This is a genomic window from Candidatus Methylacidiphilales bacterium (genome assembly GCA_028713655.1).
Classification (GTDB): domain Bacteria; phylum Verrucomicrobiota; class Verrucomicrobiia; order Methylacidiphilales; family JAAUTS01; genus JAQTNW01.
The window spans coordinates 1-26,295 of record JAQTNW010000032.1 but is presented as its reverse complement, the minus strand read 5'-3'; the positions used below and the strand labels follow the sequence as shown (position 1 = coordinate 26,295).

The 26,295-nt window shown below is 55.3% G+C and carries 26 protein-coding genes; 20 read left to right on the top strand and 6 right to left on the bottom strand.

From position 1 onward, the window contains the following. The first annotated feature begins 27 nt into the window (after positions 1-27). The 3 genes from PHD76_10840 to PHD76_10830 all read left to right on the top strand — a co-directional run bounded on the left by PHD76_10840 (position 28) and on the right by PHD76_10830 (position 3,713). The gene (locus PHD76_10840; protein MDD5262330.1) at positions 28-1,005 is read left to right on the top strand and encodes an ABC transporter ATP-binding protein; all 978 of its coding nucleotides are present in this window, start codon (positions 28-30) and stop codon (positions 1,003-1,005) included. Positions 1,006-1,008: 3 nt separating this feature from the next. Further along, positions 1,009-2,775 (top strand): iron ABC transporter permease, encoded by a 1,767-nt coding sequence (locus tag PHD76_10835; GenBank protein MDD5262329.1) that lies wholly within the window; start codon positions 1,009-1,011, stop codon positions 2,773-2,775. 296 nt (positions 2,776-3,071) lie between these two features. Beyond that, positions 3,072-3,713 (top strand): type II secretion system protein, encoded by a 642-nt coding sequence (locus tag PHD76_10830; protein ID MDD5262328.1) that lies wholly within the window; start codon positions 3,072-3,074, stop codon positions 3,711-3,713. 19 nt (positions 3,714-3,732) lie between these two features. Here the strand turns inward: PHD76_10830 and PHD76_10825 are convergent, their stop codons facing one another. After that, a complete protein-coding gene (locus tag PHD76_10825) occupies positions 3,733-4,044 on the bottom strand; it encodes a TMEM14 family protein (GenBank protein ID MDD5262327.1) in 312 nt (103 codons plus the stop codon). A 288-nt stretch (positions 4,045-4,332) separates the two neighbouring features. Between PHD76_10825 and PHD76_10820 the strand changes: the two genes are divergently transcribed. Further along, complete coding sequence (locus tag PHD76_10820) at positions 4,333-5,418, top strand: ATP-dependent 6-phosphofructokinase (protein ID MDD5262326.1); 1,086 nt, start codon at positions 4,333-4,335, stop codon at positions 5,416-5,418. Between the two features lie 228 nt (positions 5,419-5,646). Next, positions 5,647-5,907, top strand: a complete 261-nt coding sequence (locus PHD76_10815; protein ID MDD5262325.1) for a hypothetical protein — start codon at positions 5,647-5,649, stop codon at positions 5,905-5,907. Between the two features lie 398 nt (positions 5,908-6,305). Here the strand turns inward: PHD76_10815 and PHD76_10810 are convergent, their stop codons facing one another. Continuing rightward, positions 6,306-7,172, bottom strand: coding sequence for a fatty acid desaturase (locus tag PHD76_10810; protein MDD5262324.1), 867 nt, complete (start codon positions 7,170-7,172; stop codon positions 6,306-6,308). Positions 7,173-7,296: 124 nt separating this feature from the next. After that, positions 7,297-8,157 carry a mechanosensitive ion channel family protein gene (locus PHD76_10805; protein ID MDD5262323.1) on the bottom strand — a complete coding sequence of 287 codons (861 nt, stop codon included), beginning with the start codon at positions 8,155-8,157 and terminating at the stop codon, positions 7,297-7,299. A gap of 224 nt (positions 8,158-8,381) precedes the next feature. Between PHD76_10805 and PHD76_10800 the strand changes: the two genes are divergently transcribed. The 10 genes from PHD76_10800 (at position 8,382) to murJ (ending at position 16,560) form a co-directional block, all read left to right on the top strand. Further along, complete coding sequence (locus PHD76_10800; protein ID MDD5262322.1) at positions 8,382-9,122, top strand: MotA/TolQ/ExbB proton channel family protein; 741 nt, start codon at positions 8,382-8,384, stop codon at positions 9,120-9,122. After that, positions 9,119-9,541 (top strand): biopolymer transporter ExbD, encoded by a 423-nt coding sequence (locus PHD76_10795; protein MDD5262321.1) that lies wholly within the window; start codon positions 9,119-9,121, stop codon positions 9,539-9,541. The genes PHD76_10800 and PHD76_10795 overlap by 4 nt, the downstream gene beginning before the upstream one ends. Then, the gene (locus tag PHD76_10790; protein MDD5262320.1) at positions 9,538-10,461 is read left to right on the top strand and encodes an energy transducer TonB; all 924 of its coding nucleotides are present in this window, start codon (positions 9,538-9,540) and stop codon (positions 10,459-10,461) included. The genes PHD76_10795 and PHD76_10790 overlap by 4 nt, the downstream gene beginning before the upstream one ends. Before the next feature lie 59 nt (positions 10,462-10,520). After that, positions 10,521-11,675 carry a TolB family protein gene (locus PHD76_10785; protein ID MDD5262319.1) on the top strand — a complete coding sequence of 385 codons (1,155 nt, stop codon included), beginning with the start codon at positions 10,521-10,523 and terminating at the stop codon, positions 11,673-11,675. Positions 11,676-11,697: 22 nt separating this feature from the next. Then, positions 11,698-12,219 (top strand): OmpA family protein, encoded by a 522-nt coding sequence (locus PHD76_10780; protein MDD5262318.1) that lies wholly within the window; start codon positions 11,698-11,700, stop codon positions 12,217-12,219. A gap of 314 nt (positions 12,220-12,533) precedes the next feature. Beyond that, the gene (waaF, locus tag PHD76_10775) at positions 12,534-13,517 is read left to right on the top strand and encodes a lipopolysaccharide heptosyltransferase II (GenBank protein MDD5262317.1); all 984 of its coding nucleotides are present in this window, start codon (positions 12,534-12,536) and stop codon (positions 13,515-13,517) included. A gap of 44 nt (positions 13,518-13,561) precedes the next feature. Beyond that, a complete protein-coding gene (locus PHD76_10770; GenBank protein ID MDD5262316.1) occupies positions 13,562-13,798 on the top strand; it encodes a DUF433 domain-containing protein in 237 nt (78 codons plus the stop codon). Further along, positions 13,716-14,123 (top strand): DUF5615 family PIN-like protein, encoded by a 408-nt coding sequence (locus PHD76_10765; protein MDD5262315.1) that lies wholly within the window; start codon positions 13,716-13,718, stop codon positions 14,121-14,123. Before PHD76_10770 ends, PHD76_10765 begins: the two co-directional genes overlap by 83 nt. Before the next feature lie 57 nt (positions 14,124-14,180). Further along, complete coding sequence (locus PHD76_10760; GenBank protein ID MDD5262314.1) at positions 14,181-14,945, top strand: glycosyltransferase family 2 protein; 765 nt, start codon at positions 14,181-14,183, stop codon at positions 14,943-14,945. A 31-nt stretch (positions 14,946-14,976) separates the two neighbouring features. After that, a complete protein-coding gene (murJ, locus tag PHD76_10755) occupies positions 14,977-16,560 on the top strand; it encodes a murein biosynthesis integral membrane protein MurJ (protein MDD5262313.1) in 1,584 nt (527 codons plus the stop codon). Between the two features lie 236 nt (positions 16,561-16,796). On the opposite strand, the gene PHD76_10750 is transcribed toward murJ, so the two are convergent. Next, a complete protein-coding gene (locus PHD76_10750; GenBank protein MDD5262312.1) occupies positions 16,797-17,603 on the bottom strand; it encodes a PTS sugar transporter subunit IIA in 807 nt (268 codons plus the stop codon). A gap of 2 nt (positions 17,604-17,605) precedes the next feature. Continuing rightward, positions 17,606-20,299 (bottom strand): magnesium-translocating P-type ATPase, encoded by a 2,694-nt coding sequence (gene mgtA, locus PHD76_10745; protein MDD5262311.1) that lies wholly within the window; start codon positions 20,297-20,299, stop codon positions 17,606-17,608. A 343-nt stretch (positions 20,300-20,642) separates the two neighbouring features. Between mgtA and PHD76_10740 the strand changes: the two genes are divergently transcribed. Genes PHD76_10740 through PHD76_10720 form a run of 5 tightly spaced genes read left to right on the top strand, consistent with a single transcriptional unit; the run spans position 20,643 to position 22,554 of the window. After that, positions 20,643-20,840, top strand: coding sequence for a type II toxin-antitoxin system VapB family antitoxin (locus PHD76_10740; GenBank protein MDD5262310.1), 198 nt, complete (start codon positions 20,643-20,645; stop codon positions 20,838-20,840). Next, complete coding sequence (locus PHD76_10735) at positions 20,840-21,235, top strand: PIN domain nuclease (protein MDD5262309.1); 396 nt, start codon at positions 20,840-20,842, stop codon at positions 21,233-21,235. The genes PHD76_10740 and PHD76_10735 overlap by 1 nt, the downstream gene beginning before the upstream one ends. Continuing rightward, a complete protein-coding gene (locus PHD76_10730; protein ID MDD5262308.1) occupies positions 21,232-21,606 on the top strand; it encodes a DUF2007 domain-containing protein in 375 nt (124 codons plus the stop codon). Before PHD76_10735 ends, PHD76_10730 begins: the two co-directional genes overlap by 4 nt. Positions 21,607-21,662: 56 nt before the next feature. Continuing rightward, positions 21,663-22,034, top strand: coding sequence for a hypothetical protein (locus PHD76_10725; protein MDD5262307.1), 372 nt, complete (start codon positions 21,663-21,665; stop codon positions 22,032-22,034). Continuing rightward, positions 22,021-22,554 carry a L,D-transpeptidase family protein gene (locus PHD76_10720; protein MDD5262306.1) on the top strand — a complete coding sequence of 178 codons (534 nt, stop codon included), beginning with the start codon at positions 22,021-22,023 and terminating at the stop codon, positions 22,552-22,554. Before PHD76_10725 ends, PHD76_10720 begins: the two co-directional genes overlap by 14 nt. A gap of 339 nt (positions 22,555-22,893) precedes the next feature. Here PHD76_10720 and dnaE read toward each other — a convergent pair. After that, positions 22,894-26,295, bottom strand: a 3,402-nt coding sequence (gene dnaE, locus PHD76_10715) for a DNA polymerase III subunit alpha (GenBank protein ID MDD5262305.1), incomplete at its 5' end; no start/stop codon positions are given.

Here is a 26,295-nt window from a genome sequence, read left to right as displayed (position 1 = left end):
CGACAGCCAATAGCTGATAGCATTCTTATGGACCTCATCCTGAAAAACATCACCAAGCGTTTTGATTCCACCCTTGTCGTGGATCATATCGATCTGGAAATCGCCTCCGGCGAACTGTTCTTTTTGCTTGGACCCTCCGGCTGCGGAAAAACCACCATCCTCCGCATGCTCGCGGGCTTTTGCGATCCGGATGAAGGCTCGATCTGGTTCGACACACGCACAGTCAACAATGTCCCTCCACAAGACCGGAACACGGCCCTCGTTTTTCAAAACTACGCAATCTGGCCGCACATGACGGTGTTTGAAAATGTCGCCTATGGCTTGCGCGTGCGCAAGCTGCCCGAAGCCACGATCCGGTCACGCGTTGAAGCCACTCTGGATAAAATCAAAATGCTGCATCTGTCCGAACGCAAACCCGCCTCCCTGTCCGGAGGACAACAACAGCGCGTCGCCCTCGCCCGCGCCATCGTCGTGGATCCCCAACTCCTGCTTTTCGATGAGCCTCTCTCCAATCTCGACGCCAAGCTCCGCCTCGAAATCCGGGGCGAAATCAAAAAGCTGCACGCCGGACTAAAGACGACGAGCGTCTATGTCACGCACGACCAGGAGGAAGCCCTCGCCATGGCGGACCGGATCGCCGTCATGAACGCGGGTCAAATCCAGCAAGTCGGAACACCTTACGAAATTTACAACAAACCGGTTAACCCGTTTGTCGCCTCGTTCATCGGCGAGATCAACATCCTTCCGCCAACCTCGCTTCTCGCCTTGAAGCTTGGTTCCCGTGGCAAGGAACAGTTGGCCTTCCGTCCGGAGAAAGTCGAAACATCCCCGCGCGGCATCCCGGTGACGGTCGTCACGTCCTCCTGTCTCGGGAGCAGAAACGAAATGGTGTTGAAAACCGCGCATGGCGGGGAAATCAAGGCCTGGCTTCCGGAATATTTCCGGGCTGGCACAACCATTAAAATCCAGATCCGGAAAGAAAATATTTTGCGCTTCAAGGTGTGAGAAATGAAAAAGTTTCTTCTAATTTTTCTGGCCTTCTTCTTCGCCTTGTTTCTTTTGTACCCGCTGTTCACCTTGCTGGGCGGCGCTTTTTACGTCGAAACCCAATTCCAGGGCCACACTCTTCGCCACTTTTCCCTGCAATACTTTCTGATTATTTTTGAAAACCCGTTTTACCGGGAATGCTTCATCAACAGCCTGCTGCTTGCCGTTTGGACCACTCTTTTTTGCCTCCTGCTTTCGATACCCCTGGCCTGGGTTTTTACCCGCCGCATATTTCCCGGGAAACAAATCCTAAGCCGCCTCCTGCTGCTGCCGCTCATCCTGCCGCCGTTTGTCGGTGCCATCGGATTAAAACAATTTTTCGCGCGCTTCGGCAGCCTCAATCTGCTGCTCAACCATATCGGTCTTATCGATTTAAAGCACCCCCCGGACTGGTTCGGCTCGGGCGGCTTTTTCGGCATCATTCTGCTGCAGGTGTTGCACCTGTATCCAATCCTGTTCCTCAGTGTCCAGGCTGCGCTGGCCAATCTGGACCCGAGCCTGCGCGACGCCGCGCAGAATCTCGGCGCCCGCGGCTGGCATGTGTTTCGCAGTATCACGCTTCCACTCGCCATGCCGGGGATTTTTGCCGGCGCTTCCATTGTTTTCGTGGGCGCTTTCACCGACCTGGGCGTGCCCTTGATGTTCGACTTTCAAACGACGGTGCCGACGCAAATTTTCAATCTGGTCACCCAGACTGACAACCCGCTCGGCTACGCACTGGTCGTGCTAACCCTGGCGCTGGTTGCAATCATTTTTCTCTTGGGCAGAAAATGTGGTGAAGGCAACTATTCCATGCTGGGACGCAGCGCAGTCCACAGCGACGTCATTCGCTTGAAACCCGCAGCAGGCTGCGTGGTTACCTGCTCAATTCTGTTTCTCATAGGGGTCTCCATTCTTCCGCATCTCAGCGTCATCCTTCAATCGTTCGCAGCGCGCTGGTTCATGACTGTTTTGCCAGCGCAATGGTCGGGGGAATATTTCACTGAAATCTTCCATTTGGAGCTCACCACCCTGAGCATCCGCAATTCGCTTTTCTATTCCATCTGCTCCGCGGCGCTGGATCTCTTGCTCGGGCTTGGCATTGCCTGGCTGCTGGCGCGTGAAAAATTCAAGGGGCGCAGCCTGCTGGATGTCATGGCCATGCTGCCGCTTGCCCTGCCCGGCCTCGTTCTGGCCTTCGCCTATTTTACAGCGTTCAGCCACCCGCCGCTGGATCCGTCCTGGTTCGGCATCATGCCGGCCCACTCCGCCTGGATTCAATCTTTCAACCGGGTTTGGCTTTCTATTTTTGACCCCCGGCAAAATCCATTCGTGCTTCTGGTTGTCGCGTACTCCGTCCACAGGCTGCCGTATATCGTCCGCGCCGCCTTTGCAGGTTTCCAGCAAATGTCTGTCTCGCTTGAGGAAGCATCCGCCAACCTGGGGGCCAGGCCCTGGCAGACTCTTTTGAAAATTAGCGTGCCCCTTATTGGCGCAAACCTGATTGCAGGCGGCATCCTGGTTTTTTCGTTTGCCATGCTGGATGTGAGCAACGGGATGGTCCTGGCCCAGGAATCACGGTTCTATCCGATGACCAAGGCCATCTATTCCCTGATGGGACGCATCACACCCACCGCGCCATCCATCGCCTGCGCCCTCGGCGTGCTTTCCATGCTGCTGCTGGCCGCGTCGCTGTTCATGGCCTCACGCCTGCTCGGACGCCGAATGGGCCAGTTGTTCAAGGCATAACCCGGATGTTTCCCCGCTTCAGAAAAACCCTGCGAGGTGTCCAGCCGAAAGGCCGGGCAAAATCAGGGGCGCATTCACATCCGGGTTATAAACAAAACCGCCTGAATGAGATTTTTTTAATTGGAAACACCTTATTTTGAGGCGGTTTTGCAATAACCTGCATAGGCACAGTGTGTGTCTTTCCACTGTTACGGCATATCACCAGCAGGTTGATTATTAAAATGAGCATGAAATATGCAGGCTAAAAACGGACAACCGCGTCTTGACGTGGTCACACACAGAGCCATTCTTGCAACATGGCTAGCCGTCGTGCTTTTACCCTGATGGAACTTCTGGTGGTCATCGTTATCATTGGTGTTTTGGCCTCCCTGGGCTTGCCCGCCTTCAATTCGGCCCTCCAAAAAGCACGCAACGCGCAATCCGCTTCCAATCTCCGCCAAATCGGCGTCGCCCTCAATAACTATGCCGGTGACCACAACAATACTTACCCCCTGGCTGGAGCCTCCATTTCCTACCAGCCGGAGGCCAGTGATCCATCAACATGGCCGTGGCAACAACAGATCGAGGATTATATCGGGCGTGACGGCAAGGTCTTCAAGTGTCCCAATGTTCCCAATCTGCCTTATGGTTACTATATGGGCGTTCGCGCCGCCTATATCGATGCCGGTAATAAATTCGCCGCAGTCAACCGCCTGCGCATTCCGCAATTAAGCAAACACATCCTGGCCGGTGAAGCGCTCTATTGGGCCTCATCCCCAACCGACGCGGATCAGGACGATTATACACAGACCCCGTCATTCCAGCAAAACGGACAGCCGGGCAAAAAGACACCCATTCTGCTGGCTGATGGGCACGTCGATTTTTATGATCATTTCGACCCGAATGTCCTAACGGCCAATTATGCTGGTCTCGGGACCCCCTATCCCTGGAGTCCCTGAACTGACACCCAGTGAGCGTTCACCAAGCCAGCAGCGTGATCGCAATCCCTGCAACACTCAAGAGCGACATGAGGCCGGCGGGCATGATCGCCTTGTTTTTGATGTAGTTTGGAACAAAGCGCCCCGCGAGCAACACGCATACAATCAGCCCAAGGATGAGCGCAGCGTGGAGCTTGGTATGGAGAAACGAAGAGGCCACGAGCAGAAGCACACCCGAGATGCCTCCCGCAACCAGCGAGGCCATGCTTTTTTTCTTCGCAAAGCCCATGATGCCGCCAAGAATGGCCAGCACCCCAAAGACAAAATAATAGATTTGGGTGGTTTCAATCATGCCCTCGAAATAACGGAAAACCGTCCCACATTCAATGCGCAACTTGGGTTTCTTATAAATCACCGGGAATCAAAGCTGTGCAGCCGTTGAAATATTTCGTATTCGCACGACGGCACATTTTTTGAGGCCACGGACAAGGTGTCCTGAGATGTCGGACCACGCAAACATCGAAGCTGCTAAAGGGCGCGTGGAATCATTTTTTCAACATCATTTGCTTGAAAACTGATGATTTGAAACATAAGCTTTTTTATCTGGTCTTGTCTATAAACTTCTCTAATAAGGAACGTCATGGCTACGAAACGAATTGGTGTTTTAACTAGTGGTGGGGATTGTCCGGGCCTCAACGCCGTCATCCGTGGCGTCGTTCGGGCCGCCGCTCGCTTTAATTGGGAAGTAATCGGCTTCTTGGACGGCTATGAAGGCCTGCTCTCTCCAGTCCGTTACCGCGTACTGGATCGCCGCGCCACCGCCGGCATCATGCATCTCGGCGGCACCATCCTGGGTACCACCAACAAAGGGCATTTTGTCGCCAAAGTGGGCCATGGCAACAAGGCATCGCTCGACCCTGCCATTATTGAACAGACCAAGGAAACACTCCAAGGCCTGGATATCGAAGCCCTCATTTGCATCGGCGGCGACGGCTCACTAACCACCGCCTTGCAACTATTCGAGGCCGGAATCAATACCATCGGCGTTCCGAAAACCATCGACAATGATATCGACGCAACGGCGATGACCTTCGGATTCGACTCCGCCGTGGCCTGCGTGGTGGATGCCCTCGACCGGCTGCACACCACCGCCCGCAGTCACAAACGCGTGATGGTATTGGAAGTCATGGGACGTTATGCCGGATGGATCGCCTTGAATGGAGGATTGGCCGGCGGTGCGGACATCATTCTAGTTCCCGAAATTCCGTTTGATCCGGAAAAAATATGCCAGGTCGTACGGTCGCGCGAAGCTGATGGCGCTTTCACAACGATGGTGGTGGTGGCCGAGGGCGCATTCGCCAAGGATGGCACCTATGTCACCAAGGACGCCCAGGGCCGCAAGGGAGAAGCCGCACTCGGCGGCATTGGCGAACGTGTTGCAAAAATCATCGCCGACAACACGGAGAAGGAAACGCGCTCCGTCGTGCTGGGACATTTGCAACGCGGCGGCAATCCAACAGCACTGGACCGCATTTTGGGCACAAGTTTCGGCGTGGCGGCCGTGGACCTGGCTGCCCAAAAGAAATTCGGTTACATGGTAAACTACCAAAATTACAAGATCGGCGATGTGCCGATTACCCAGGCCGTCGGCCACCTCAAACGGGTCCAGCCCGAGGCGCAGTTGGTGCAAATCTGCCGGGAAATCGGGGTCAGTTTCGGGGATTAGACGCCACGCTCGAAAACAACATTTTAGCCGCGAAAAGGCGCAAAAAGGGGGGGTGAAAGCGGATACTCTTACTCTTTTCAGCATTCCGAATTCGGCATTTCCCTCTGCCTCTGCTCCTGTTCATCCCGTAAATCCTGTCAAAAATGTATCTGCTTCGCGTCTTCGCGTGAAAGCTCATGCTGGTTTTTCTTGAATTTTGAAAAATGAGGTTCAGGGTGGATTCCTACGATGACCTGCAGCCATCCAACGCCAACGGAGGCCGGTTGTAAAATCCACCAGTTCCTTAAACCTGGCCAGGTGGATGAAGTTTTTCGGTTGATCGAACGCAGCAATGCCGGCATCCCGGCCAATTTGCTGAAAGGCTGGAAACCCTCGGAAAGTGCCTTTCTGGAATGCCCGTACTATCAAATAACAGGCGAGCATTCGGAACAATGCAAAGAGGGATGCTATCTGTACGAACTCGTGTTCAAGCGGGAATTATCCGCCTAGCCTGCATGTTCCCCAGCACCAACCTTCCTGCAGGTGGCTAGAAAGGCATCTGGCGTGTCACCCGGAAATGCATGCGCATGCAGGCTTCGGCAAAACCGCCTCAAAATACAGATTTCTGTTTTAAAAAATTTCCCGTCATTCAGGTGGTTTTGCTTTTAGAGCATATTGTATTTATTCTGCCGCACGTTCATACGTCATTGCGAGGAGCGCAGCGACGTGGATCCAGAAACCAGCTTATGGGTATGGAGTGGATCGCCACGGCCCAACTCCGACATGCGTCGCGAGTGTTCCAGATGGGCCTCGCGATGACGCGACAATATAAACGCAATTTGCTCTAGCCCGGATGCCGTGCTGTCCACTTCCTGCTCTGCCATATGAAAAAGCACTCTGTGAGGTTTTCATAAGCGCGGGTGAGGCGTCCGGGCTAGCCGCTCCGCCTCTTCGACTTCGCGTATTTTTTGCGCCGGAACCTGGCGCAATCCCCTGGTCAGTCCCACTTTGCTTAAAATCCAGATCAGCCATTTAGTGGGATCGAATTGCCAGGGCTTGGCGCCGTTCCGGTAGTCATGCTGGAACTCGTGATGGAAGTTGTGATACCCCTCGCCAAAGGTAAACAGCGCCATCAGCCAACTGTCCCGCGCGCTGCATTTGCTGGAATAGGGGCGGGTGCCGAGCGTATGGCACATGGAGTTGATGCAAAACGTGCTGTGTTGCACGCACACCACGCGGAATACCCCCGCGATCAAAAAACCCCCCAAAGCCTGCACCCAGCCGCCATAGGCCCAGCCTATCAACGCGGGAATGGCAAAGCCGACGATCCCCGCAATCCAGGGCCAGTGGCGGTGCTGCCACATGACCAGTGTATCTTTTTGCAGGTCAGCCACATTGTCCAACGGCGGCGTGGGTTTGAGCTTGAACAGCATCCAACCCATGTGGGCATGAAAAAAGCCCTTGGTGATGTCGTACGGGTCATCCTCGCCATCGACATGCTTGTGATGGCGGCGGTGGTCCGAGGCCCACTCCAAAACCGAACTTTCAAAAGCAGTAGCTCCAAAAATGAGGCAGGCAAGCCTGACGGGAAGCCGGGCTTCGAACGAGCGATGGGCAAACAAACGGTGATAACCAAGGGTGATGCTCAGTCCTGTGCAGAGGAAAAAAAACAAAAACAGCCCGATTTGGAAGAGGTTGAGCCCAAAGTGCCAGACATAGAGCGGCACAAGCGTCAGCGCCATCGCCAGGGTGCCCATCAGAAACGCACTGGGCAACCAATTGACCCGATGAAATGGAATACGAAACATGATGATGGTAGGAATTATGATTAATTTAAACTGGATTTGAACTGCCTGAAGCTTGGTATATTCGCACAGCTTCTGGAATACGCAAGAAATCTTAAACTTTCCTGCTTCTCTTTTGAGGCGGCTTCTTATCCTCGAACAAATAAACATCCTGACGTTGGAACGGGATTTCGATCCCGGCCGATTTCAGCCCTTTGTAAACGCCCAGATTGGCGGCATAACGCACAATATGGCAGCCTTTTGAAGGCGTCCAATACCGGTAGCCGATGACAAGGGCCGAATCCCCAAACGCGTCAATGCCCACCTGCGGCTTCGGGTCTTGTACCACTCCTGCGGCGTTTTCCAGCGCCCGCGTGACCACTTCAATGGCTTTTCCGGGATCGGTGTCATACGCCACCCCCACCTTTCCCTCGACGATTTTATTCGCATACGAGTTTACAATCGTCTCGCCTACAATCTGCCTGTTGGGAATCGTGATCCGTTCCCCATCACATGTAATCAACACTGTGTTGGCCAGTTTGACGTCCTCCACGATGCCGGAATGGCTTCCGGTGGTGATCGTGTTCCCAACGGTAAAGGGCCGGGTAAAGATAATGGCCACTCCGGCGCCGTAATTGGAAAGCGGCCCTTTGAGGGCCAGGGTCAGGCCAAAAGCACAGGCGCCGATGGCGGCAATAAACGGCGAAATGTTAATTCCCAAGGCGTCCAGGGCGATCACCGCGAAAATCGTCAAGGTCAGCACCTTGATCAAACCGCCCAGGAACTGGACAAGCACCAGATCCATTTTTTTGCGGGCGCAAACACCCACGACAAGGGCGGAAAGCCGCCCGGCGATCACCCAACCCGCAACAAACAATACGATAGCGCCAATTATCTGGAAACTATATTTGACGCAATATTGGATCAGCGCGTTAAGAATTTGTTCGGCTGTATGAATGTCCTTTGTCTCCGGCATAATGCCGACTATTTAGGACAGAAATCCATTGGAAACAAAAACAAATTCTCATGCAAACTAGTGGTTCGTTCACCGCAACGGACGCTTTGCCTTGGACGCCGCCCGCAGATTGGAAAGAGAGATAGAGTAGGAGTAAGAGTAAGAGTATCAGCCTTTAACCTGCCTCCGCATGTTTCCTGCAAGACAACATTGACGAGAGGCCGTTGGGGGACAATAGTTTCCGCATGAATTTTTTGTTTCCCCTGCCGCTGGCCAGCGCGGGACTTGTCTTCGCATTCGAACATTCCAACGTCGCAGGCAAGGTTGTCATTCTCCTGCTTTCATTGGGCTCGATCTTCAGTTGGTCGGTCATGGTCACCAAGTTCGTCTTCCTGCGCAATGCGCGCATTGAAACAAAACTATTTCTCAAACGCTACCGCAACTCCCGCTATCCGCTGGAAATCTACGCCGAACAAAAACGCTACAGCGTCTCTCCGATGGCCGCCATCTACCAGGCCGGCTCGGATGAACTCGCCTTTCATTTGCTGGGTTCAACAGAAGTTGATGAAACCTTCCAGGCCCGGCTCCATTCAGCCGACCCGGTCGATGCCACCGCCATGGCCTCCGTGCGCTCTGCCATGGAGCGCGCTGTCGGCGAGGAAATGCTCAAGCTGGATTCCCAACTCATCCTTCTGGCCACGGCTGTCAGCGGCGCCCCTTTCCTGGGATTGCTCGGCACGGTCTGGGGCGTGATGGACGCTTTCAGCGGTGTCGCCCAGGCCGGACAGGCAAGCCTCGGAGCCCTGGCGCCCGGCGTGTCCGGCGCCCTGATCACCACCGTCACCGGTCTGGTGGTCGCCATCCCCGCCATGTTCGGCTACAATTATCTTATCACCAGCGTGCGCGGAATGACCGTGCAAATGGAAAACTTTGCCGCGGAATGCGCGGCGGATTTTGAGCACCGCTACCTCAAAGCACGGACATGAAACGTTACTCCCAGCGCTGGCACGGCGGAGGTGTATTGGCGGAACTCAACATCACACCGCTGCTGGATCTTTGCTTTGTCTTGTTGATCATTTTCATGATCACAACTCCCCTCATGGAACAACAGATGGAGATCAAGCTGCCCAAGGCCCGTTCCAATCCGGCATACCAGATCGATCCCAAGTCCATCATCCAGGTCTCCGTCACCAGCAATGGCATCATAACGGCCGGCAAGCGTGTCATGACAACGCGCGAGCTTGAAATTTATCTCACCAATGCCGTGGAAAAAAATCCGGACTCCGTGGTGGCTCTGCGCGCCGACGCCAACCTGCGTTACCAGCAACTGATGGATGTGCTGGACGTTGTGAAGCGGTCCGGCGCGCGCCTCGGCCTCTCCAATACGCCCGACAAAAACAAATGAAATCCGCCAGCCACGAAATTTCGCCCAAAACCCTCTGCTGGGTTGGCGCGGCTCATGTCCTGCTGCTCCTGATACTTGCGCTGAGCGGAAAGTTATTTCAAAGCGAACCCAGGGAGGATTTTATTCCCCTCGTCGGCCTTCCGGACCAGATCAATCCAAGGGAAGGCGCGCCCGCTCTGGAAGGTTCCAAACAAACCGCCGGCCCCACAAATCCTGCACCCAACCCGCACGAACCCGTTCCAGCGCCCGAGCCGATCCGCCAGATTCAGCCAACCCCCACGCCCACTCCAACTGTAACGCCGCCCGAGCCCACTCCCCCGCAACCCGTTGTTGAACAAAAACAACCCGAACCTCTTCCGCCCGTAAAAAACGACGTTCCAGACCTGGCCCCCGCGCCCGTCAAACCCCCCAAAACAGAAAAAGTCAAAGCCCCGGTCAAAATCGACCTGGATCATGTTGTCACCCGCAAAGCTGAAAATCCAAATCCGCCAGGCAACCCCGCCGCGCCACACACTCCAAAGGGCGGATCGTCTGTTAGCGCCAACCAGGTGGAGAACACGCTGGCCCGGGCGCTGGGATCCACCAGCGGAGTTCATGGGGGAACAGGCGACAGCGGGACACCCGGCGTTCCGGGCGGATCCGTTGCCGGCGACGAATACCGCACCCTGATCAAAATCACGCTTGAAAAGCACTGGACCTCGCCATCGGACGACCCGGCGCTTTCCACCGTCGTACGCATCCGGATCTTGGGCGACGGTTCGGTACTATTCCTGGGAATCCAGACCCCGTCAGGCAACCAGGCCTTTGATGATTCAGTCGTCCATGCGGTCAACGCGACGAAACGAATGCCCTACCCGCCGCCGGCAAGCCTGGCCCACCCGGATTACACAACCACAGTACGTTTCCGCCTGAATGACTGATTGACGCTCCCCTCAAATTTTCTCGCCTTTTTGGCAAAGGCTGCAAACCTTGCGGGTTTATGATTAAGGCCAATCTGAAGCATCTTTGCCTGCTGTTGCCCGCCGCATTTTGCCTGTTGAACCACCTGTCAGGACAGGAAATCGAAGTGGTTGGCGAGAACAAGATCAAGATCTATGCCGCGCCCATCAGCGGCCCGAATGGCAGCGCGGCCACCGCCCTTTTGCAAACCGACCTGAAGTTGTCCGGAGACTTTGTCATCGCCACGGCCGATGCTGCCGCCTTCACCGCCAAGGGAAGCTTGGGTGCCACGGGATTGGCGGGCAGCCTTTCCGGCAGCCAGAATTTCAACCAGACCTTTCCCGGCGACTGGCGCAGCGCTGTACATCAATTCGCTGACGCCATCGTCCAGGCCGTCACCGGATCTCCGGGCATCGCCACAAGCAGGGTCGTGTTTGTTGCCGCCGACTCCGGCCACAAGGAACTTTACCTCATGGATTTGGATGGCGGCGTGGTACGCGAATTGACCAAGGACAACTCCACCAACCTCGGCCCCAAATTCAACGCCCAGGGCAACCTCATCGCCTTCACATCCTTCAAAAGCGGTTACCCGGACGTCTGGCTGCTGGATTTGGGCGCCAGCAACAAGCGCCGGATTTCATTTTATCCCGGATTGAATTCCGGCCCCAGTTTCTCGCCCGACGGTTCGCGCGTCGCCCTCACCCTGTCCAAGGATGGAAATACCGAACTTTATACCATCGCCTCCGGCGGCGGCTCTCCCGAACGCCTGACTCACAGCGTCGGGACCGAAGCCAGCCCCACGTATTCGCCGGACGGCGGAAGGATCGCGTATGTCTCGGATGACCGCGGCTCGGCGCAACTCTACATCATCGCTTCAAACGGCGGAGCGCCCCAACGTTTCAACACCTACTCGCCCTACACCACCGAACCCGATTGGTCCCCCGATGGCCGCCTGCTGGCCTACTCCGTGCGGATCGCGGGACAGAACCAGATTGCCATCAGCGAGATCGTCGGCGGCAAACAAACCATCCTGACCGCCTCCGGAATCAATGAAACACCCAGTTGGTGCCGGAATTCGCGGCATCTGGTCTTTTCCAGGGATGGAAAGCTTTATCTGCTTGACTCCAAGACCAAACAAACCGTACAACTTGACAATGGACTGAACCGCTGTTCAGAACCCGCCGTCTCACGCTAAACGTCTTAAGAAAATTTCCACTATGAATCCAAAATTATTCCTGTTCCTGACTTTGACGCTGGCAGTCGTTATTTCCAGTTGCAGCCGCCCTGCTAAAAAAGATGACGGCTCGGACAGCAGCATGAGCGGAAGTTCCGCCGAAGGCCTGCCCAACTACGCCGTCAGCGAAAGAAACCCCAACATCAATCCGGAAAACGCCGACTACAGCCAGTTGGCGCCCTACACCGTTCATTTTGACTTCGACAGCTTCGCCATCAAGGCTTCCGAGCGTCCCAAACTCGAACAAGCCGCCAAATGGATCAGCGACAATCCGAATGCCAAACTCGTTCTGGCGGGCCATACGGACAGCCGCGGTACAACCCAATACAACCTCGCCCTCGGCGAACGGCGTTCCCTTGCGACCCGCGATTATCTTCTCGGCCTGGGCGTGGACAACTCCCGGATGACCACCATTTCCTACGGCAAGGAACGCCCCGCACAGCAGGGTGAAAATGAATCTGCCTGGACGGCCAACCGGCGCTGTGAACTCGGCGTGGCCCGCTAAGCGGGACGGGATCAAAGGTCGGATTGGCCGCGGCGGACGAGGCCAAGTCCCCTCTATCAAGAGGGGCGGAAAGCGGAGCGCTTCGGGGTGTGTGGTCTTTGGGGCCGTGGCAATCCTATAACGGAAAGCTTGATAGAGGGGATTGAATCTCCGCCTCCTAATGAACATATCGGACAAGATGTTAAAAGGTGGAATGTTAGCTAAAACGCCAACGGCGTTTCGTCCTTCAGCCCAGGGTTGCGAGGAACGAGCTGCCCTGGGTAAAATGAAAAAATCATCCAGAACCCTGAATGGGTTCCGTCTTCTTTTCGCCCATGCCTGAACTCGAAAATCTCGGCCAACGCATCCTGCTCCGCAGCCCCAACTGGCTGGGCGACGCCATCATGACTTTGCCGGCCTTGCAGGCCTTGCAGTCCGCCCTCCCGAATTCATCCGAACTTTTTGTCCTCTGCCCGGAAAAGCTGGCAGACCTCTGGCGCCTGGTCCCCGGTTTGAAAAATGTCCTCACGACCGAACGCAGCATCCTTGCGACGAGTTCGGAACTCCGCGATTCAAATTTTGATTCCGCCATTCTCTTTCCGAACTCGCTGCGGACCGCGCTGGAAGCCCGGCTGGCCTGCATACCCCGGCGTTTCGGTTTCACCGGCCATTTCCGATCCTGGTTGCTGACCCAAAGCTGGCCCCGCCCGCGGCAAACGCGGGGATTTGTACACCACCAAAAACATTACCTCGCCCTCATGAAACATCTCGGAGTGCCGGTTGACGAGACCCCGTTCAAACCCCTGCCCAAGCCCGCCTGCGTTTCACCCGGCGCCAAACCCTGCCTGGCGGTTTGCCCGGGAGCGGAATACGGTCCCGCCAAACGCTGGTTGCCCGAACGGTTTGCGGAAACCATCCGCCGCATCCTGAAAAAGCAGGATCTGGAAGTGGTGCTGCTCGGCGGACCAAAGGATAAGGACGTCGCGGAAGAATTCCGCAATCAGGCGGATTTTCCCGTTACCGACAAGATAGGCAAAACAGGCCTCTGCGAATTCCTTAACATCATCGCCCACGCAAAGCTTGTGCTCTGCAACGACAGCGGGGCCATGCACGCCGCCGCCCTCTTCGGCACTCCTGCCGTCGCTATTTTCGGCTCCACGGAACCCAAACTGACGGGGCCATTGGGAAACTCCGTGGCCGTGCTGCGCGAACATGTGCCCTGCAGCCCCTGCTTTTTGCGCAAATGCCCCATCGACTTCCGCTGCATGAATGCTGTTACCCCGGACCAGGCAGTCGAAGCCGCCCTCGCCCGTATTTAAAACGACTCGTCCAAACGGATCAAGTCGTGTAGAGTATTACCAGCATGAGCAAGAACTACTTGGATCGGATCACGATGGAACCCGGCAAGTGCGGCGGGCGTCCTTGCATCCGCAGCTACCGCCTGCGTGTAAAGGATGTGCTCGATTTGCTCGCCGCTGGCGCCACAGAACAGGAAATTCTTCAGGATTACGACTTCCTTGAACCAGAGGACATCCGGGCCTGCTATCAATACGCCTCAGCCCAGGCCAATCACGGCATCATCCGCTTACAGCCCGCATGAGGTTTCTGGTAGATACCCAGTTGCCCAAAGCACTGGCCCATCGATTGAGAATGCGTGGCACATGGTCGAACATGTGCTTGAACTGGCACTGGCACAGAGTCCGGATGGCGACTTGTGGCAATACGCCATCAAACATGCAGCAGTCATTGTCACGAAAGACGAAGACTTTGCAGAATGGGTTCTGACTGGACGATCCGGCCCGTTTGTGGTCTGGTTGCGCATCGGTAATTGCACCAATGCCGAGCTGATCGAATGGCTGTTGCCTCTTTGGCCCCAGGTAGTCGAAGCACTGCAGCGCGGCGACCGGCTGATTGAAGTCTCCTAACCTGAAAGATAAGCGCTCCTTGCGTCCATGCCTCTGCCTCTGCTAACCTTTTTCTTTATGAAAATTTCGGCCTGCATCATCACCCTGAACGAGGAAAGCGACCTTCCGCGTTGTCTCGCCAGCCTCAAACCCGTGGCGGATGAAATTGTCATCGTGGACAGCGGCAGCACGGACCGCACCCCATTCATCGCGACCGATCACAATGCGCGTTTCATCCGGCACGACTGGGAGGGCTACGTTGCCCAGAAAAATTTCGCGCTGCAAAAAGCCACGGGCGACTGGATTCTCAGCATCGACGCCGACGAGGAACTTTCGCCGGAACTTCGGGATGAAATTCTCAAACTCAAAGAAGCCGGGAAAGACCCGGAAGCAACGGGATTCGATGTTTCACGGGTCGTGTTTTATGAAAACAAATGGATTCGTTTTGGAGACTGGTATCCCGACCGGCTGGTCAGGTTATTCCGCCGTGACAGGGCCAGATTCGAGGGTGGCGCGGTTCACGAACGTCTTGAAATCCAAGGCCCCGTACAATCCCTCAAGGGAGAGCTTTACCATTACACCTACAGGAACCTGGCCGATCAAATGGCCTGCATCGAAAACTATTCCACGCTTTGGGCCTCATCGGCTTTTAAAGAAGGGAAGCGCGCAGGTCTGCTGACGCCGTATTTGCATGCGATCGTCCGATTTCTGCGGGCTTTTATTCTGAAGGGTGGATTCAAGGGCGGTCTGCTGGGTTGGCGCATCGCATCCCTCAACGCCCGGGAAGTTTATTTGAAATACAAAAAACTCCGCAATCTGGCTAATTCTCCAGGAAGCGTGTAAGACATGCAGGCTAAATAATCCTTCCTTATCGATGTCCTCAACCCCCAGCACTGCCAGGTCAGCCTCCAAAATCATGGCGGCCATTTTTGGATCGCGCATCCTGGGCCTTTTCAGGGAAATCCTGCTCAGCGCCATCTTCGGCGCCAGCCTGGAACTGGACGCCCTCAAAACAGCCTTCCGCATTCCCAACCTGCTGCGGGACTTGTTTGCCGAAGGCGCTTTGTCCACCGCCTTTGTCACGACATTTTCGCAAAAACTCGCCAAGGAGGGAAAACCCGAGGCCTTCCGGCTGGCCAACCTGGTGCTGACAACATTGGCCGGCTTTCTTTTCATTGTCACGGTCTGGGGAATATTATTCAGCGACTGGATTGTCAGGATTCTGGCGCCGGGGTTTGCCGGCATCCCAGGAAAAATGGAACTGACCGTCACCCTCACCCAGATCATGTTCCCCTTCATTTTGGTCGTCGCTCTGGCTGCAATTTACATGGGCCTGTTAAACAGCCTCGGCAGCTTCGGTTTGCCCGCTTCCGCCTCCACCGCGTTCAATGTGGTCTCCATTCTGGTTGGAGCCGGGGCCGGCTGGCTCTATGACCCGCACTTCGGGTCAAAAGCCATTTATGGATTCGCCATTGGTGTTGTCGCAGGCGGACTAATCCAGTGGCTCATCCAGGTTCCGCGGGCGTGGCAACTCGGGTTCAGGCCCGCGTTGGCGCTTGATTTCAAGGACCCCGGCCTGAGAAAAGTTTTGATTCTCATGATGCCCGCCATCATTGCCGGGTCCGCCGTCCAAATCAACGTCATGGTCAACACCCGTTTTGCATCCAGCTTCGGGAATGGCGCCGTCACCTGGCTCGATAATTCGTTCCGACTGATGCAACTGCCCATCGGCATGTTTGGAGTGGCCATTTCCATGGTCACCTTGCCTTCGGTTTCCCGCTCAGCCGCATTGGAAAACCTGTCGGAATTCCGGAGCAAAATTCAGGAAAGTTTGCGCTGCATGTTTTTCCTGACCCTTCCGGCTTCCGCCGGACTGGCGCTGGCGGCCCACCCGATCATCGCCCTGATATTCCAAAGGGGCGCTTATAAAGCCTTCGATACCGGCCAAACCGCTCTGCTGCTGCAGTATTACACGCTCGGCCTCGCAGGCTACGCGGCCATCAAGGTTTTGGCGCCGGCCTTTTACGCACTGGACCGGGTCAAAACCCCGGTGCAAATCAGCCTGACCGGCATCGCTCTCAATATCGGATTCAACCTTCTCTTCATTCACGTGCTGCATTTGGGATTAATCAGCCTGCCGCTCTCCACATCGCTTGTGGCCCTGATCAATTTTGTCCAGCTTGCCTGGTGGATTCAAAAGCCCATCGGACGCCTGACCGACCTGGCATTTTGCATGTCGCTGGGAAAAATCGCCTTTTCCACACTTATCATGATACTGGCTCTATTAGGCCTGCGCTACCTGCTTTCGGGAACGCCCGCGGCAATCCAGGTGCTGCTCCTCATGAGCACGGGCGCAACCGTTTATTTCGGAGCCGCCTGGCTGCTCAAGTTGGAGGAGATACACCGTTTCACCGGATTCATTGAAGCCAAACTGAAGCCCCGCAGCCCGGGCGTGTAAAAACAAACTCATTCTCGCGCCAAGGACGCAAAGCTCGCCAAGGTTTAGGAAGGCCTAAGAAGCTCGAATAAACTCCGCGATCTCTTTGTAAAAAACTTCTGTTCCATTTTTGTGCTGTTTGTGATTAAACCTGATTTCCCCCGTGTTCTTTGTGCCTCCGTGAGAGAAAAATGTGTTCCCTTGCGACTTTGCGTTAAAAAACGTCCTTCGCGATCTTCCTGTAACAAAAGTTCAACCTATGGTTGCGCGGGTTGCCCGTTCAACTTGAACGCCAGGCACTCGTACAACACCCGGTCCGGCTGAAAATTCGACGAGCCGCGCAGCATGACGCGGACCCCCTGGTGTTCAGCCTGCCCGGATTGCGCCAAATCGCTTGCCAGGCTTTCCTTGGACTCCAGGAGCGCAACAATCTCGCGGTCCAGGCACAACACAACCGGCCTGGCCCCGGGAACCGCCAGAATGGAAAGCGGAACGATGCGGCGGGCAATATCGGCCGGGAGCGCGGTTCCCGCCTCCTTGGCCTCGGCGTGTTTCGCCTCCAGTTGGATCATCCGGGCCTTGGCTTCCGGCGCGGAGGATTCGAGAGCCGCACTGATGGCATCCAGAAGCCGGTGCCGCACCTCTGTCAAATCGGTCAGCGACTTCAAGTCCTGCATGTCCGGCTGGGTTAGGATCGCCTTGGCCAGGGATGAAATTTCCTTGAGATACGCGTTCTTTTGCGTGTCCGGGACAAAATACATGACCACGATATGCACCGGCTCGTTGTCGGGTGAACCGTAATCGATTCCCGAGGGACTCCAGCCCACGGCGCAAAGCAGTTCACCGTCATGGGACGAGCGGGCGTGCGGGCAGCCCCAGCCTTTGCCAATTCCGGTGTTGTGGGATTGCTCGCGCGCAAGCACCGTCTCCGTGATACCGCCTTCAACACCGATGTCCGGGATCGCCTCAATCAAAGTGGCCAGATACTCCAGGGCTTTCTGCTTGTTGTTGTCAGGAAGCTCGATCAACCGGCCGTCCTGCAAGGCGTTGAGAAGACTTTTCATGTTTAATCAATCCCGTATTTATTGTGGAACCAAACCTTCACGCGATGCGTGATGATCGAATAACAGAAAACAAATCCGGCGATCCACGCCCAGTAAATGGCCGGGAGCGGGACGAGGCCGAGGTCTTTCGCGAACGGCGAGTAGGGCAGCGCCGCGCCAATCGTTATGGCGATGAGCGTTGTCATGATCAAAAACGGACTGGCAATGCTTTGGATGAAAGGGATTTTCCGGGTGCGGATAATGTGGACGATCAGCGTCTGCGTGAGAATCGACTCGACAAACCAGGCGCTGTGAAAAAGCGAGGCGGCGTAGCTGCCGTCCACGTTCGCCGGATGGGCAAAGCGGGCCGCAAGTTCCGACGGGGCCGATAGTCCCAAATTTTGGCATTGGAAGAAATATAACATCAAAAAGAACGTGGCATAGTCAAAGATGGAACTGATCGGACCGATGTACATCATGAAGCGCCGGATATTCGCAATGTCCCATTTGCGGGGTGTTTTCAAGTATTCCGGGTCGATATTATCCGAGGGAATGCCGAGCTGTGATCCGTCGTAGAGCAGGTTGTTGACCAGAATTTGAATGGGGAGCATCGGCAGGAATTTGAAGAAACAGCTCGCGCCCAGTACGCTGAACATGTTCCCGAAATTGGAACTGGCGCCCATGCGAATGTATTTGATGATGTTCCCAAATACTTTCCTGCCTTCGAGGATGCCGTCCTCGAGTACCAGCAGGCTTTTTTCCAGGAGGATGATATCGGCGGATTCCTTCGCGACATCAACTGCGGAATCAACCGAAATCCCCACATCCGCCACGCGCATCGAGGGCGCATCGTTGATGCCGTCGCCCATATAGCCGACGACATGCCCGCGCTTTTGCAAGGCAATGATGAGACTTTCCTTCTGCGAAGGAGAAAGACGCGCGAAGACGCTGGTTTTTTCCGCAAGCTCGCCGAGCGCTTCATCGCCCAGGCCGATAAGCTGGTCGCCTGTGATGATCTCCCCGGCTGCGAGATCGACATCCTTGCAAATTTTGCGTGTCACAAGCGCGTTGTCGCCGGTCAGGATTTTTGTGGCCACTCCCACGTCCCGCAACGAAGCGATGGCCTTTGCAGCAGAGCCTTTGGGCGGATCCAGGAAGGCAATGTAACCGAGCAAAATCAAATCGCTTTCGTCGGCCACGGAGAAGGTAGTTTTGCTTTGCGGAAATTCGCGGTAGGCGATTCCCAGCACACGGTAGCCGTCCTGACTCAACCCCTCATATTCTTCAAGCAGATCGTTTTTGATGAGGTCGATCATCAGATGAATCTCGTCGTCCACTTGATAGTGCGTACATGCCTTGTAAACATCCTCCACGGCCCCTTTGCAAATCAGCACATGGTCGCCCTCATAATCCACGACCACCGACATGCGCTTGCGCTGAAAATCAAACGGGATTTCGTCCACCTTTTTGCAGCCGCGCTCCACATCTAGGTCGCTGTGGGAAAGCACCGATCTGTCCAGCAGGTTGCGCAACCCTGTCTGGTAATAGCTGTTCATGTAGGCGTAGCGCAGCACGTCCTCGCTTTCGCGGTTGGTGACATCCACGCTCTTTTCAAGAATGACCCGGTCCTGCGTGAGGGTTCCGGTTTTGTCGGTGCAGAGAATGTCGATCGCGCCGAAGTTCTGGATCGCGTTGAGGCGCTTGACGATGACCTTCTTTTTCGACATCGCCATTGCGCCCTTGGAAAGGTTCACCGTCACGATCATGGGCAGCATTTCAGGTGTCAGGCCGACAGCCACCGCCAGGGCAAACGTCAGGGCTTCAAGCCAGTTGCCCTTGGTAAGGCCGACGATCAAAAACACCACGCTGACCATGACCACCATGAAGCGGATCATCAGCCAAGTAAACCCGGCAATGCCCTTGTCGAAGCTCGTCTGGACCCGCTGCCCGGAAAGTTTTTCCGAGATGGATCCGAAGTGCGTCCGTGTGCCGGTATTCACCACCAGTCCGCGCGCCGAACCGCTGAGAACGTTGCTGCCCTGGAAACAGGCGTTGGGCAATTCGATGATGCCGCGTCCCGTTACGGTTGCGGCAGCGGAATTTTTTTCCACCGGCATGGATTCCCCGGTGAGCGAGGACTGGCTGACAAAAAAGTCCTTGGCGCTGATCAGCCGGAGATCGGCGGGAATGATCGCGCCTGCATTCAGCACCACAATATCTCCCGGAACAATTTCATCGATCCGAATCTCGCATTCCACGCCGTCCCGGATGACATGGCAGTTGGTTTCCACCATGGCCTGGAGTTTTTCAACCGCCTTGCTGGAACGATGCTCCTGTACATAGGCAAGCACCACGCTGAGAAAAATCATCACTCCCACCACAACCGCCGACGGCACGTCGTCGTTCCACGCCGAAACCGCGCAAATAACGAGCAACTGGATGACCAGCGGGTTGCGGCAACGCTGCAGCAACTCCATGACGATGCCGGTTTGCTTTTTGGTTCCGAGGGTGTTCGGGCCGAATTCATCGCGGGCCGTTTCCACCGCGGCTGGGGAAAGCCCTCCCTCAGTCACCTCGAGACGCTGCAATGCTTCCCCGCTGGAGATCTGGCATAATTCAAGCAGCTTTTGTTCGTGCTCGGATATTGTGCCGGAAGCCGCTTTGGCGGCTTTCAGAAAAACTGCGGGATGAATTTTGCCTAAAACGGTGCGAAACATAATTGTAAATCAGGGGTTGCCGGTCACATAAGCCAAGCCCCCTAGGCAAGCAGTTTTATTCATGATGGCAAGCAATCGATACAGGTCTTCTCGGAACGTTGCCAAGACAGGAAGTTTCGCCACAAGAGAACGCAAGGAACACAAAAAGGGGTTAAAGCTCTTGCTTAAAACTTACAAAGAGATCACGGAGGACAGTGAGAAAGAAGGTTAACCTTTGCCTTTCTCTTCGCGATCTTCCAGTAAAAACTGTTTTGTTTGATCTTGTGAATTTTCCATCCGAGTTATCCGCCTGCCCCGGATTCAATCCTTGCACTCTACACCTATTTTTTGTATTTATGTGTATATGCGGACCAATATCAATCTGAATGAAGGGCTCGTGGCCCGCGGCCTCAAGCTCTCCGGCCTTCGCACAAAAAAGGATCTTGTGAATATGGCCTTGTCTGAATTCGTGCGGCGCAAAGATCAAAAAAATATCCTGAAGCTGCGCGGAAAAATCCAGTGGAAAGGCGATCTGGATCTCATGCGCCAGAGCCGAACCTGATGATTCTTGTTGATACGGGCGTGTGGATTGATTTTCTCGCCGGAAGGGAAACGAGAGAGGTTGAAATTGTCCATTCGCTTTTAGAGCGGGAAAAAACGATTTGTTTTACCGGATTGATTTTGCAGGAACTGATGCAGGGGTGTTCCAACGATAAAGACGCGTTTGAGATCGAACGCCATTTTGAGCCCTTCATTGAAATCCCTCCGCGCAGATCCTCCTACAAGCTGGCCGCCAAATTTTACAGGGATTGCCGAAAGAAGGGATATACGATTCGGAGCTCGGTTGACTGCTTGATCGCCGCCTGCGCACTGGAGCACGATGCCCATGTGTTCCACAAAGACAGGGACTTTGAAGCCATTGAAAAGGTTTGCGGGCTCAAGATCCATCGAGAATGATTACGCTCAAACAATACACGGACCTGGTCAAGGCCGGCAGCGACAAGGCCCTGCTGGAAACCGCCGGCATCCCCGCCTTTCTGGCCGGGGAAAACAATGCCGCCATCGGCTACGGAAGCGTCCTCGGCGAACTGCGGCTGCAAGTGCAGGAAGTTGACGCCGACCGCGCGCGCGAGGTGCTCAACGAACGAGAAGGGCTTGCCCCGCTCCCGGACGATTTCATTCCGCCGGAGCTTCCGCCTGTAATAGCATCCCAAAATGAGGGGCTGAAATTAAACACAAAGAACGTCGTGCTGGGCGTCATCGCGATCCTCCTCGTACTGCTTGCGCTGTACATCGTTTTCCATCCTCGTGCCTTCAGCTCATACTGAGTCTAACATAGAGATATTATACTTGTGAAAAACATGTTGGAGAGCCTACCCAGAAAATGAATCGCCGAGCTGAAATTCTTCAGGAACTCGTTCGCTATAAAAAACCGACCGGGCCACTGATGCTGGAATTAAACTCCTTCGGTTGGGACTGGTTGGGTGAGCCGCTGCTCATCCTAAAGAATGAAGATTTACTGTACATTATCGATCGGTTTCTTGCGGATCAAATTACAGCAGCTCAGTTACAGGAATGGGCAGAGAATTTGGAAGCCCGGGAAGACGTTGCCTTCGATAAGAAGGAGGAAACTCTTTTGGATGATGTTTTCTTCCGCATCGCGACTCCTTTCATCAATGAGCCTCTGACCAAGGAAACCGCGCAAAAGATGCGCGACGAACTCTGCCAAAAAAAGGCCAGCCATGAAGTTCAGTAAATTTTTAATCAAATACACCGCAGGCTTGGTTCTGCTCATCTTTCTTTGTGTTTTAGTCTGGGCCAATCAATCGGATACCGGACCGCCTCCAACCGAAAAGGTGGATCGGATTTTAATCGAGAAAGAAAAAAGAAAGCTCACGCTGATTAAAAACGGAACCGTCCTGAAGGTTTACCACATTTCCCTCGGTCGAAACCCGCTTGAACCCAAGGAACGCGAAGGCGACCACAAAACGCCCGAAGGGCTTTATCGAATTGTCGAACACAAGGAAAAAAGTTCATGTTACCGCGCGCTTCGAGTCTCTTATCCTGAGGACCGTGATTTGGCAAAGGCCAAAGCCCTCGGGATTAATCCCGGCTCAAACATCATGATACACGGCCTCGTAAATGGGACCGGACTTTTTGGTAAGCTCCACCGATTGATGGATTGGACGTCTGGATGCATCGCCGTCACCGATTGGGAGATTGACGAAATATCGAACGCAACACCCGATGGCACCCTGGTGGAAATCCGACCGTGACAGGCAAGCACACTCCTCCAATTTCAATCTAAGACCTTGGAGCAAGCAAACAGCCGCTTGCCGCAAATCACGTTTTCATCTGCGTCAATCCGCGTTCATCTGCTCGCGACGAATGTCGGAGTCCGTGGTTCAGACTTTATGTTCCATTTTCGTGCATTTTCGCGTTCTTTCGCGGGCCAACCTCCGTGTCCGTGAGAGAATGTTTTCCTCGTGCTTCGCTCGCGACAGATGTCGAAATTGCGTGGATCCAAAGCGGTGTCGCGACTTCGTCTTGCCACCGCACTCCATATTCATCCGCGTTCCTCCGCGATCTTCCTGTAAAAAATCTTCTTTTGTGTTCTATGCGCTCTTTTGCGGCGAATTCTGGCGGGCTCCGTTCCCGCGCCACGCGCCCGGCCTGCGGCGGGATATCTCGCCCAGTTCCTTCGCCCGGAGCCTCACCTCGCGTCCCCCAAATTTTTCCCGCAACTGCCGCAGCACGGACAAATCCGACTTGACGGCGTAATCGCTCCCGGCCTCGACAATGGCCATTCCTCCCTGACTTCCCGGTATAACTAAACACAGCGGCTTTGATCCGCGCGCGCCAGCCACCACGGCCTTCAGCTCATTCCATAACCCCGGCCCGCAACGTTCGCGAGGGCAGCGCACATAAACCTCGCGCACCAGGGACTCGCAGGCCTCCTCCAGCGTAAAAATCTGATGGGCCATCAGCTTGGGCCGGTCCTCCTGTTCGCGGTCCACAAACCCCACAATCACTATCGGCATGCCGATCATCAGTTCGTTCCCGTGCTTTTGATACAACTCGGGAAACACCGTGACCTCGACGCGCCCGGTCCGGTCCTCGACATTGATTCGCGCATAGGGCTTCTGCCCCTTTTTCGTGAGGCGCACTTCCTTGGTGCAAATCACCCCCGCGATCCGCGCGGGCGCGTCATGCGACTCCTCTTCCGCCTCGCCCAGATCCAAAGTCCGGAAGGCGCGCAAATCATCCTCAAATTCATCCACCGGATGGCCGGTCACATAAAAGCCGAGCAGTTCCTTTTCGTTTTCGAGCCGGGTCCGCATGGGCCATTCCTCGACAGTCCCGGTACCGCTGGCATCGGGCTTCGATGCCGGAGTTTCGCCCATATCCAAAAATGTGCCCTGCCCGCTCTCGCGGTCGCGGGCCAGCGATGACGCTTCCGACAAGGCCCTGTCCACCTGTGAAAACACATGCGCACGGTTGCCGTCCAGATCGTCAAATGCCCCGCAACGAATCAGGCTCTCCACCGTTTTGCGGTTGATCGAACGATAATCCACCTTCCGGCAAAAATCCTCCAGCGAGCTGAAGGCCCCTTTCTCTTTCCGGGCTTCCAGCACCGCGCGCGCCGCGCCTTCGCCGACATTCTTGATCGCCGCCAGCCCGAAGCGAATCTGCCCCGGCGCCACGGTGAAGCTGAGTTCGCTCTCATTGACCGAGGGCGGCAGGATGCTGAGCCCCATCTGCTTTGACTCGGCCACAAACAGCGCGATTTTGTCCGTGTTGTCCAGTTCGTTGCACAACAACGCGGCCATGAACTCGACCGGGTAGTTGGCTTTGAGATAAGCGGTTTGATAGGTAATCAGCCCGTAGGCGGCGCTGTGCGACTTGTTAAATCCATACCCGGAGAATTTTTCCAACAAGTCGAAAATCTCCGAGGCCAGTTTCGGCGGAATCTGGTTGATCTCCTCGCAGCCCTTGATGAAACGCTCGCGCTGCTGGGCCATTTCCTCGGCCTTTTTCTTGCCCATCGCCCGGCGCAACACGTCGGCTTCGCCGAGGGAATAACCGGCCAGCAAGCGCGCAGCAGCCATGACCTGCTCCTGGTAGATCATGATGCCGTAGGTGTCGCCTGAGACCTTCTCCAGCAGCGGATGCTTGTACTCCGGCTTTTTCTCGCCCTTTTTATAACTTTGGTATTCGGGAATCAGGTCCATCGGGCCGGGACGGTACAAGGCGATCAGCGCAATGATATCATCGATGGTCCGGATATCGAAACCCAGGCAGGTCCGGCGCATCCCCGGCGATTCCACCTGGAAGACCCCGATGTTTTGCGCCCGGTTCAGCATTTCAAACGTTTTGGCGTCGTCCCACGGGAGTTGCAGGACATCGATCCTCTTGCCCGTGGATTGCTCGATGAAATTCAGGCAGTCATGAATGACCGTCAGCGTCTTCAACCCCAGAAAATCCATCTTCAACATCCCGAGGTCGCCCACGGGATTCATGGCGTATTGCGTGATCACGCTGCCGTGATCGTCCCGCGTCAGCGGAATGAATTCCGTCAAATCACGGTCGTTGATGACCACGCCGGCCGCATGGGTGCCGGATTGCCGCACCATGCCTTCCAAAGCCAGCGCGTTGTCCAGCAACTCCCGCGTCCGCTCGTCGTCCTCGTACAGTCTTTTGAAATCCGGTACGCCATCCATCGCCTTGCCGATGGTGATCTTCGGATCCTTCGGAATCATGTCCGCAATTTTTGAGGCATCGGAAAACGAATAACCCATCACCCGCGCGGTGTCGCGAATGGCCATTTTGGCGCCCATGGTCCCGAATGTGATGATCTGCGCGACGGAAAGCTCGCCGTATTTCTTTTTGACATACTCGATGACTTCCTCGCGCCGGTTCTGGCAAAAATCGACATCGATATCCGGCGGTGAAATACGTTCCGGATTCAGGAACCGCTCAAACAACAGGCCGAAGCGGATCGGATCCACATCCGTGATGCCCAGCAAATAGGCGACTATGCTGCCAGCCGCGCTACCGCGGCCGGGACCGACGGGAATGCCGTTGCGTTTGGCGTAATCGATGAAGTCCCAGACGATGAGAAAGTAACTGACAAAACCCATCTGCTCGATGACCTTGATTTCAAATTCCATCCGCTCGCGCAGTTCGCCCGCATCTTCCCGCCCGTCATAACGCCGCTTGAACCCCTCCTCGCAAAGCTGCCTCAGATAGGCTTCGCGCGACATCGCCTCCGGCGCGGGATAGGCGGGATACTTGCTCTCGCCAAACTTAAGCTGCAAGTCGCAGCGCTCCGCAATGGCCAGCGTGTTTTCAAGCGCCTCGGGCATGTCGGGGAACAACGCCGCCATTTCTTCCGCGCTTTTGAAATAAAATTCATTCGACGGATAGCGCATGCGTTTTTCGTCGGAAAGCCGCGCGCCCGTCTGGATGCACAGCAGAATGTCATGCGCCGACGCGTGGTTTTTACCCACATAATGCACGTCGTTCGCCGCCATCAAGGGCGTGCCCGTCTTGCGGGAAAGTTCCTTGTAGGCCTCGCAGACCTGCCGTTCCTGGTCGAGCCCGTGATTATGGACCTCCAGATAAAAATTGTCCGCGCCCAGGATGTTTTTAAAATCATCAATCGATTTTTCCGCGTCCTTCATCCGCCCGGTTAACACGGCCTGCGCAATCTCGCCCCGGATGCAGGCGCTGGCGCCGATGAGGCCATCGCGGTATTTGTTCAGGATTTCCTTGTCGATCCGCGGCTTGAAATACACGCTCTCCAGGTGCGCCGCAGTCACCAACCGCACCAGATTCTGGTACCCCACCAGGTCCTTCGCCAATAAAACGAAGTGATAATTGGGGTCACGCCCGTTCGGCGAGGTCTTGTCCATGCGATTGCCCGGCGCCATATAGACCTCGCAACCGATGATCGGTTTGATGCCGGCTTTTTTCGCTTCCTGATAAAAATCAATCGCCCCAAACAGATTGCCGTG

What these genes read in the sequence shown, in the direction of transcription:
- PHD76_10735 (MDD5262309.1), top strand. Translation starts at nt 20,840, where the DNA reads ATGATTCTTGTTGATACGGGCGTGTGGATTGATTTTCTCGCCGGAAGG.
- PHD76_10830 (MDD5262328.1), top strand. Translation starts at nt 3,072, where the DNA reads ATGGCTAGCCGTCGTGCTTTTACCCTGATGGAACTTCTGGTGGTCATC.
- murJ (MDD5262313.1), top strand. Translation starts at nt 14,977, where the DNA reads ATGTCCTCAACCCCCAGCACTGCCAGGTCAGCCTCCAAAATCATGGCG.
- PHD76_10815 (MDD5262325.1), top strand. Translation starts at nt 5,647, where the DNA reads ATGACCTGCAGCCATCCAACGCCAACGGAGGCCGGTTGTAAAATCCAC.
- PHD76_10840 (MDD5262330.1), top strand. Translation starts at nt 28, where the DNA reads ATGGACCTCATCCTGAAAAACATCACCAAGCGTTTTGATTCCACCCTT.
- PHD76_10750 (MDD5262312.1), bottom strand. Translation starts at nt 17,603, where the DNA reads ATGAAAAGTCTTCTCAACGCCTTGCAGGACGGCCGGTTGATCGAGCTT.
- mgtA (MDD5262311.1), bottom strand. Translation starts at nt 20,299, where the DNA reads ATGTTTCGCACCGTTTTAGGCAAAATTCATCCCGCAGTTTTTCTGAAA.
- PHD76_10760 (MDD5262314.1), top strand. Translation starts at nt 14,181, where the DNA reads ATGAAAATTTCGGCCTGCATCATCACCCTGAACGAGGAAAGCGACCTT.
- PHD76_10780 (MDD5262318.1), top strand. Translation starts at nt 11,698, where the DNA reads ATGAATCCAAAATTATTCCTGTTCCTGACTTTGACGCTGGCAGTCGTT.
- PHD76_10835 (MDD5262329.1), top strand. Translation starts at nt 1,009, where the DNA reads ATGAAAAAGTTTCTTCTAATTTTTCTGGCCTTCTTCTTCGCCTTGTTT.
- PHD76_10770 (MDD5262316.1), top strand. Translation starts at nt 13,562, where the DNA reads ATGAGCAAGAACTACTTGGATCGGATCACGATGGAACCCGGCAAGTGC.
- PHD76_10785 (MDD5262319.1), top strand. Translation starts at nt 10,521, where the DNA reads ATGATTAAGGCCAATCTGAAGCATCTTTGCCTGCTGTTGCCCGCCGCA.
- PHD76_10800 (MDD5262322.1), top strand. Translation starts at nt 8,382, where the DNA reads ATGAATTTTTTGTTTCCCCTGCCGCTGGCCAGCGCGGGACTTGTCTTC.
- PHD76_10720 (MDD5262306.1), top strand. Translation starts at nt 22,021, where the DNA reads ATGAAGTTCAGTAAATTTTTAATCAAATACACCGCAGGCTTGGTTCTG.
- PHD76_10795 (MDD5262321.1), top strand. Translation starts at nt 9,119, where the DNA reads ATGAAACGTTACTCCCAGCGCTGGCACGGCGGAGGTGTATTGGCGGAA.
- waaF (MDD5262317.1), top strand. Translation starts at nt 12,534, where the DNA reads ATGCCTGAACTCGAAAATCTCGGCCAACGCATCCTGCTCCGCAGCCCC.
- PHD76_10820 (MDD5262326.1), top strand. Translation starts at nt 4,333, where the DNA reads ATGGCTACGAAACGAATTGGTGTTTTAACTAGTGGTGGGGATTGTCCG.
- PHD76_10730 (MDD5262308.1), top strand. Translation starts at nt 21,232, where the DNA reads ATGATTACGCTCAAACAATACACGGACCTGGTCAAGGCCGGCAGCGAC.
- PHD76_10805 (MDD5262323.1), bottom strand. Translation starts at nt 8,157, where the DNA reads ATGCCGGAGACAAAGGACATTCATACAGCCGAACAAATTCTTAACGCG.
- PHD76_10725 (MDD5262307.1), top strand. Translation starts at nt 21,663, where the DNA reads ATGAATCGCCGAGCTGAAATTCTTCAGGAACTCGTTCGCTATAAAAAA.
- PHD76_10825 (MDD5262327.1), bottom strand. Translation starts at nt 4,044, where the DNA reads ATGATTGAAACCACCCAAATCTATTATTTTGTCTTTGGGGTGCTGGCC.
- PHD76_10790 (MDD5262320.1), top strand. Translation starts at nt 9,538, where the DNA reads ATGAAATCCGCCAGCCACGAAATTTCGCCCAAAACCCTCTGCTGGGTT.
- PHD76_10740 (MDD5262310.1), top strand. Translation starts at nt 20,643, where the DNA reads ATGCGGACCAATATCAATCTGAATGAAGGGCTCGTGGCCCGCGGCCTC.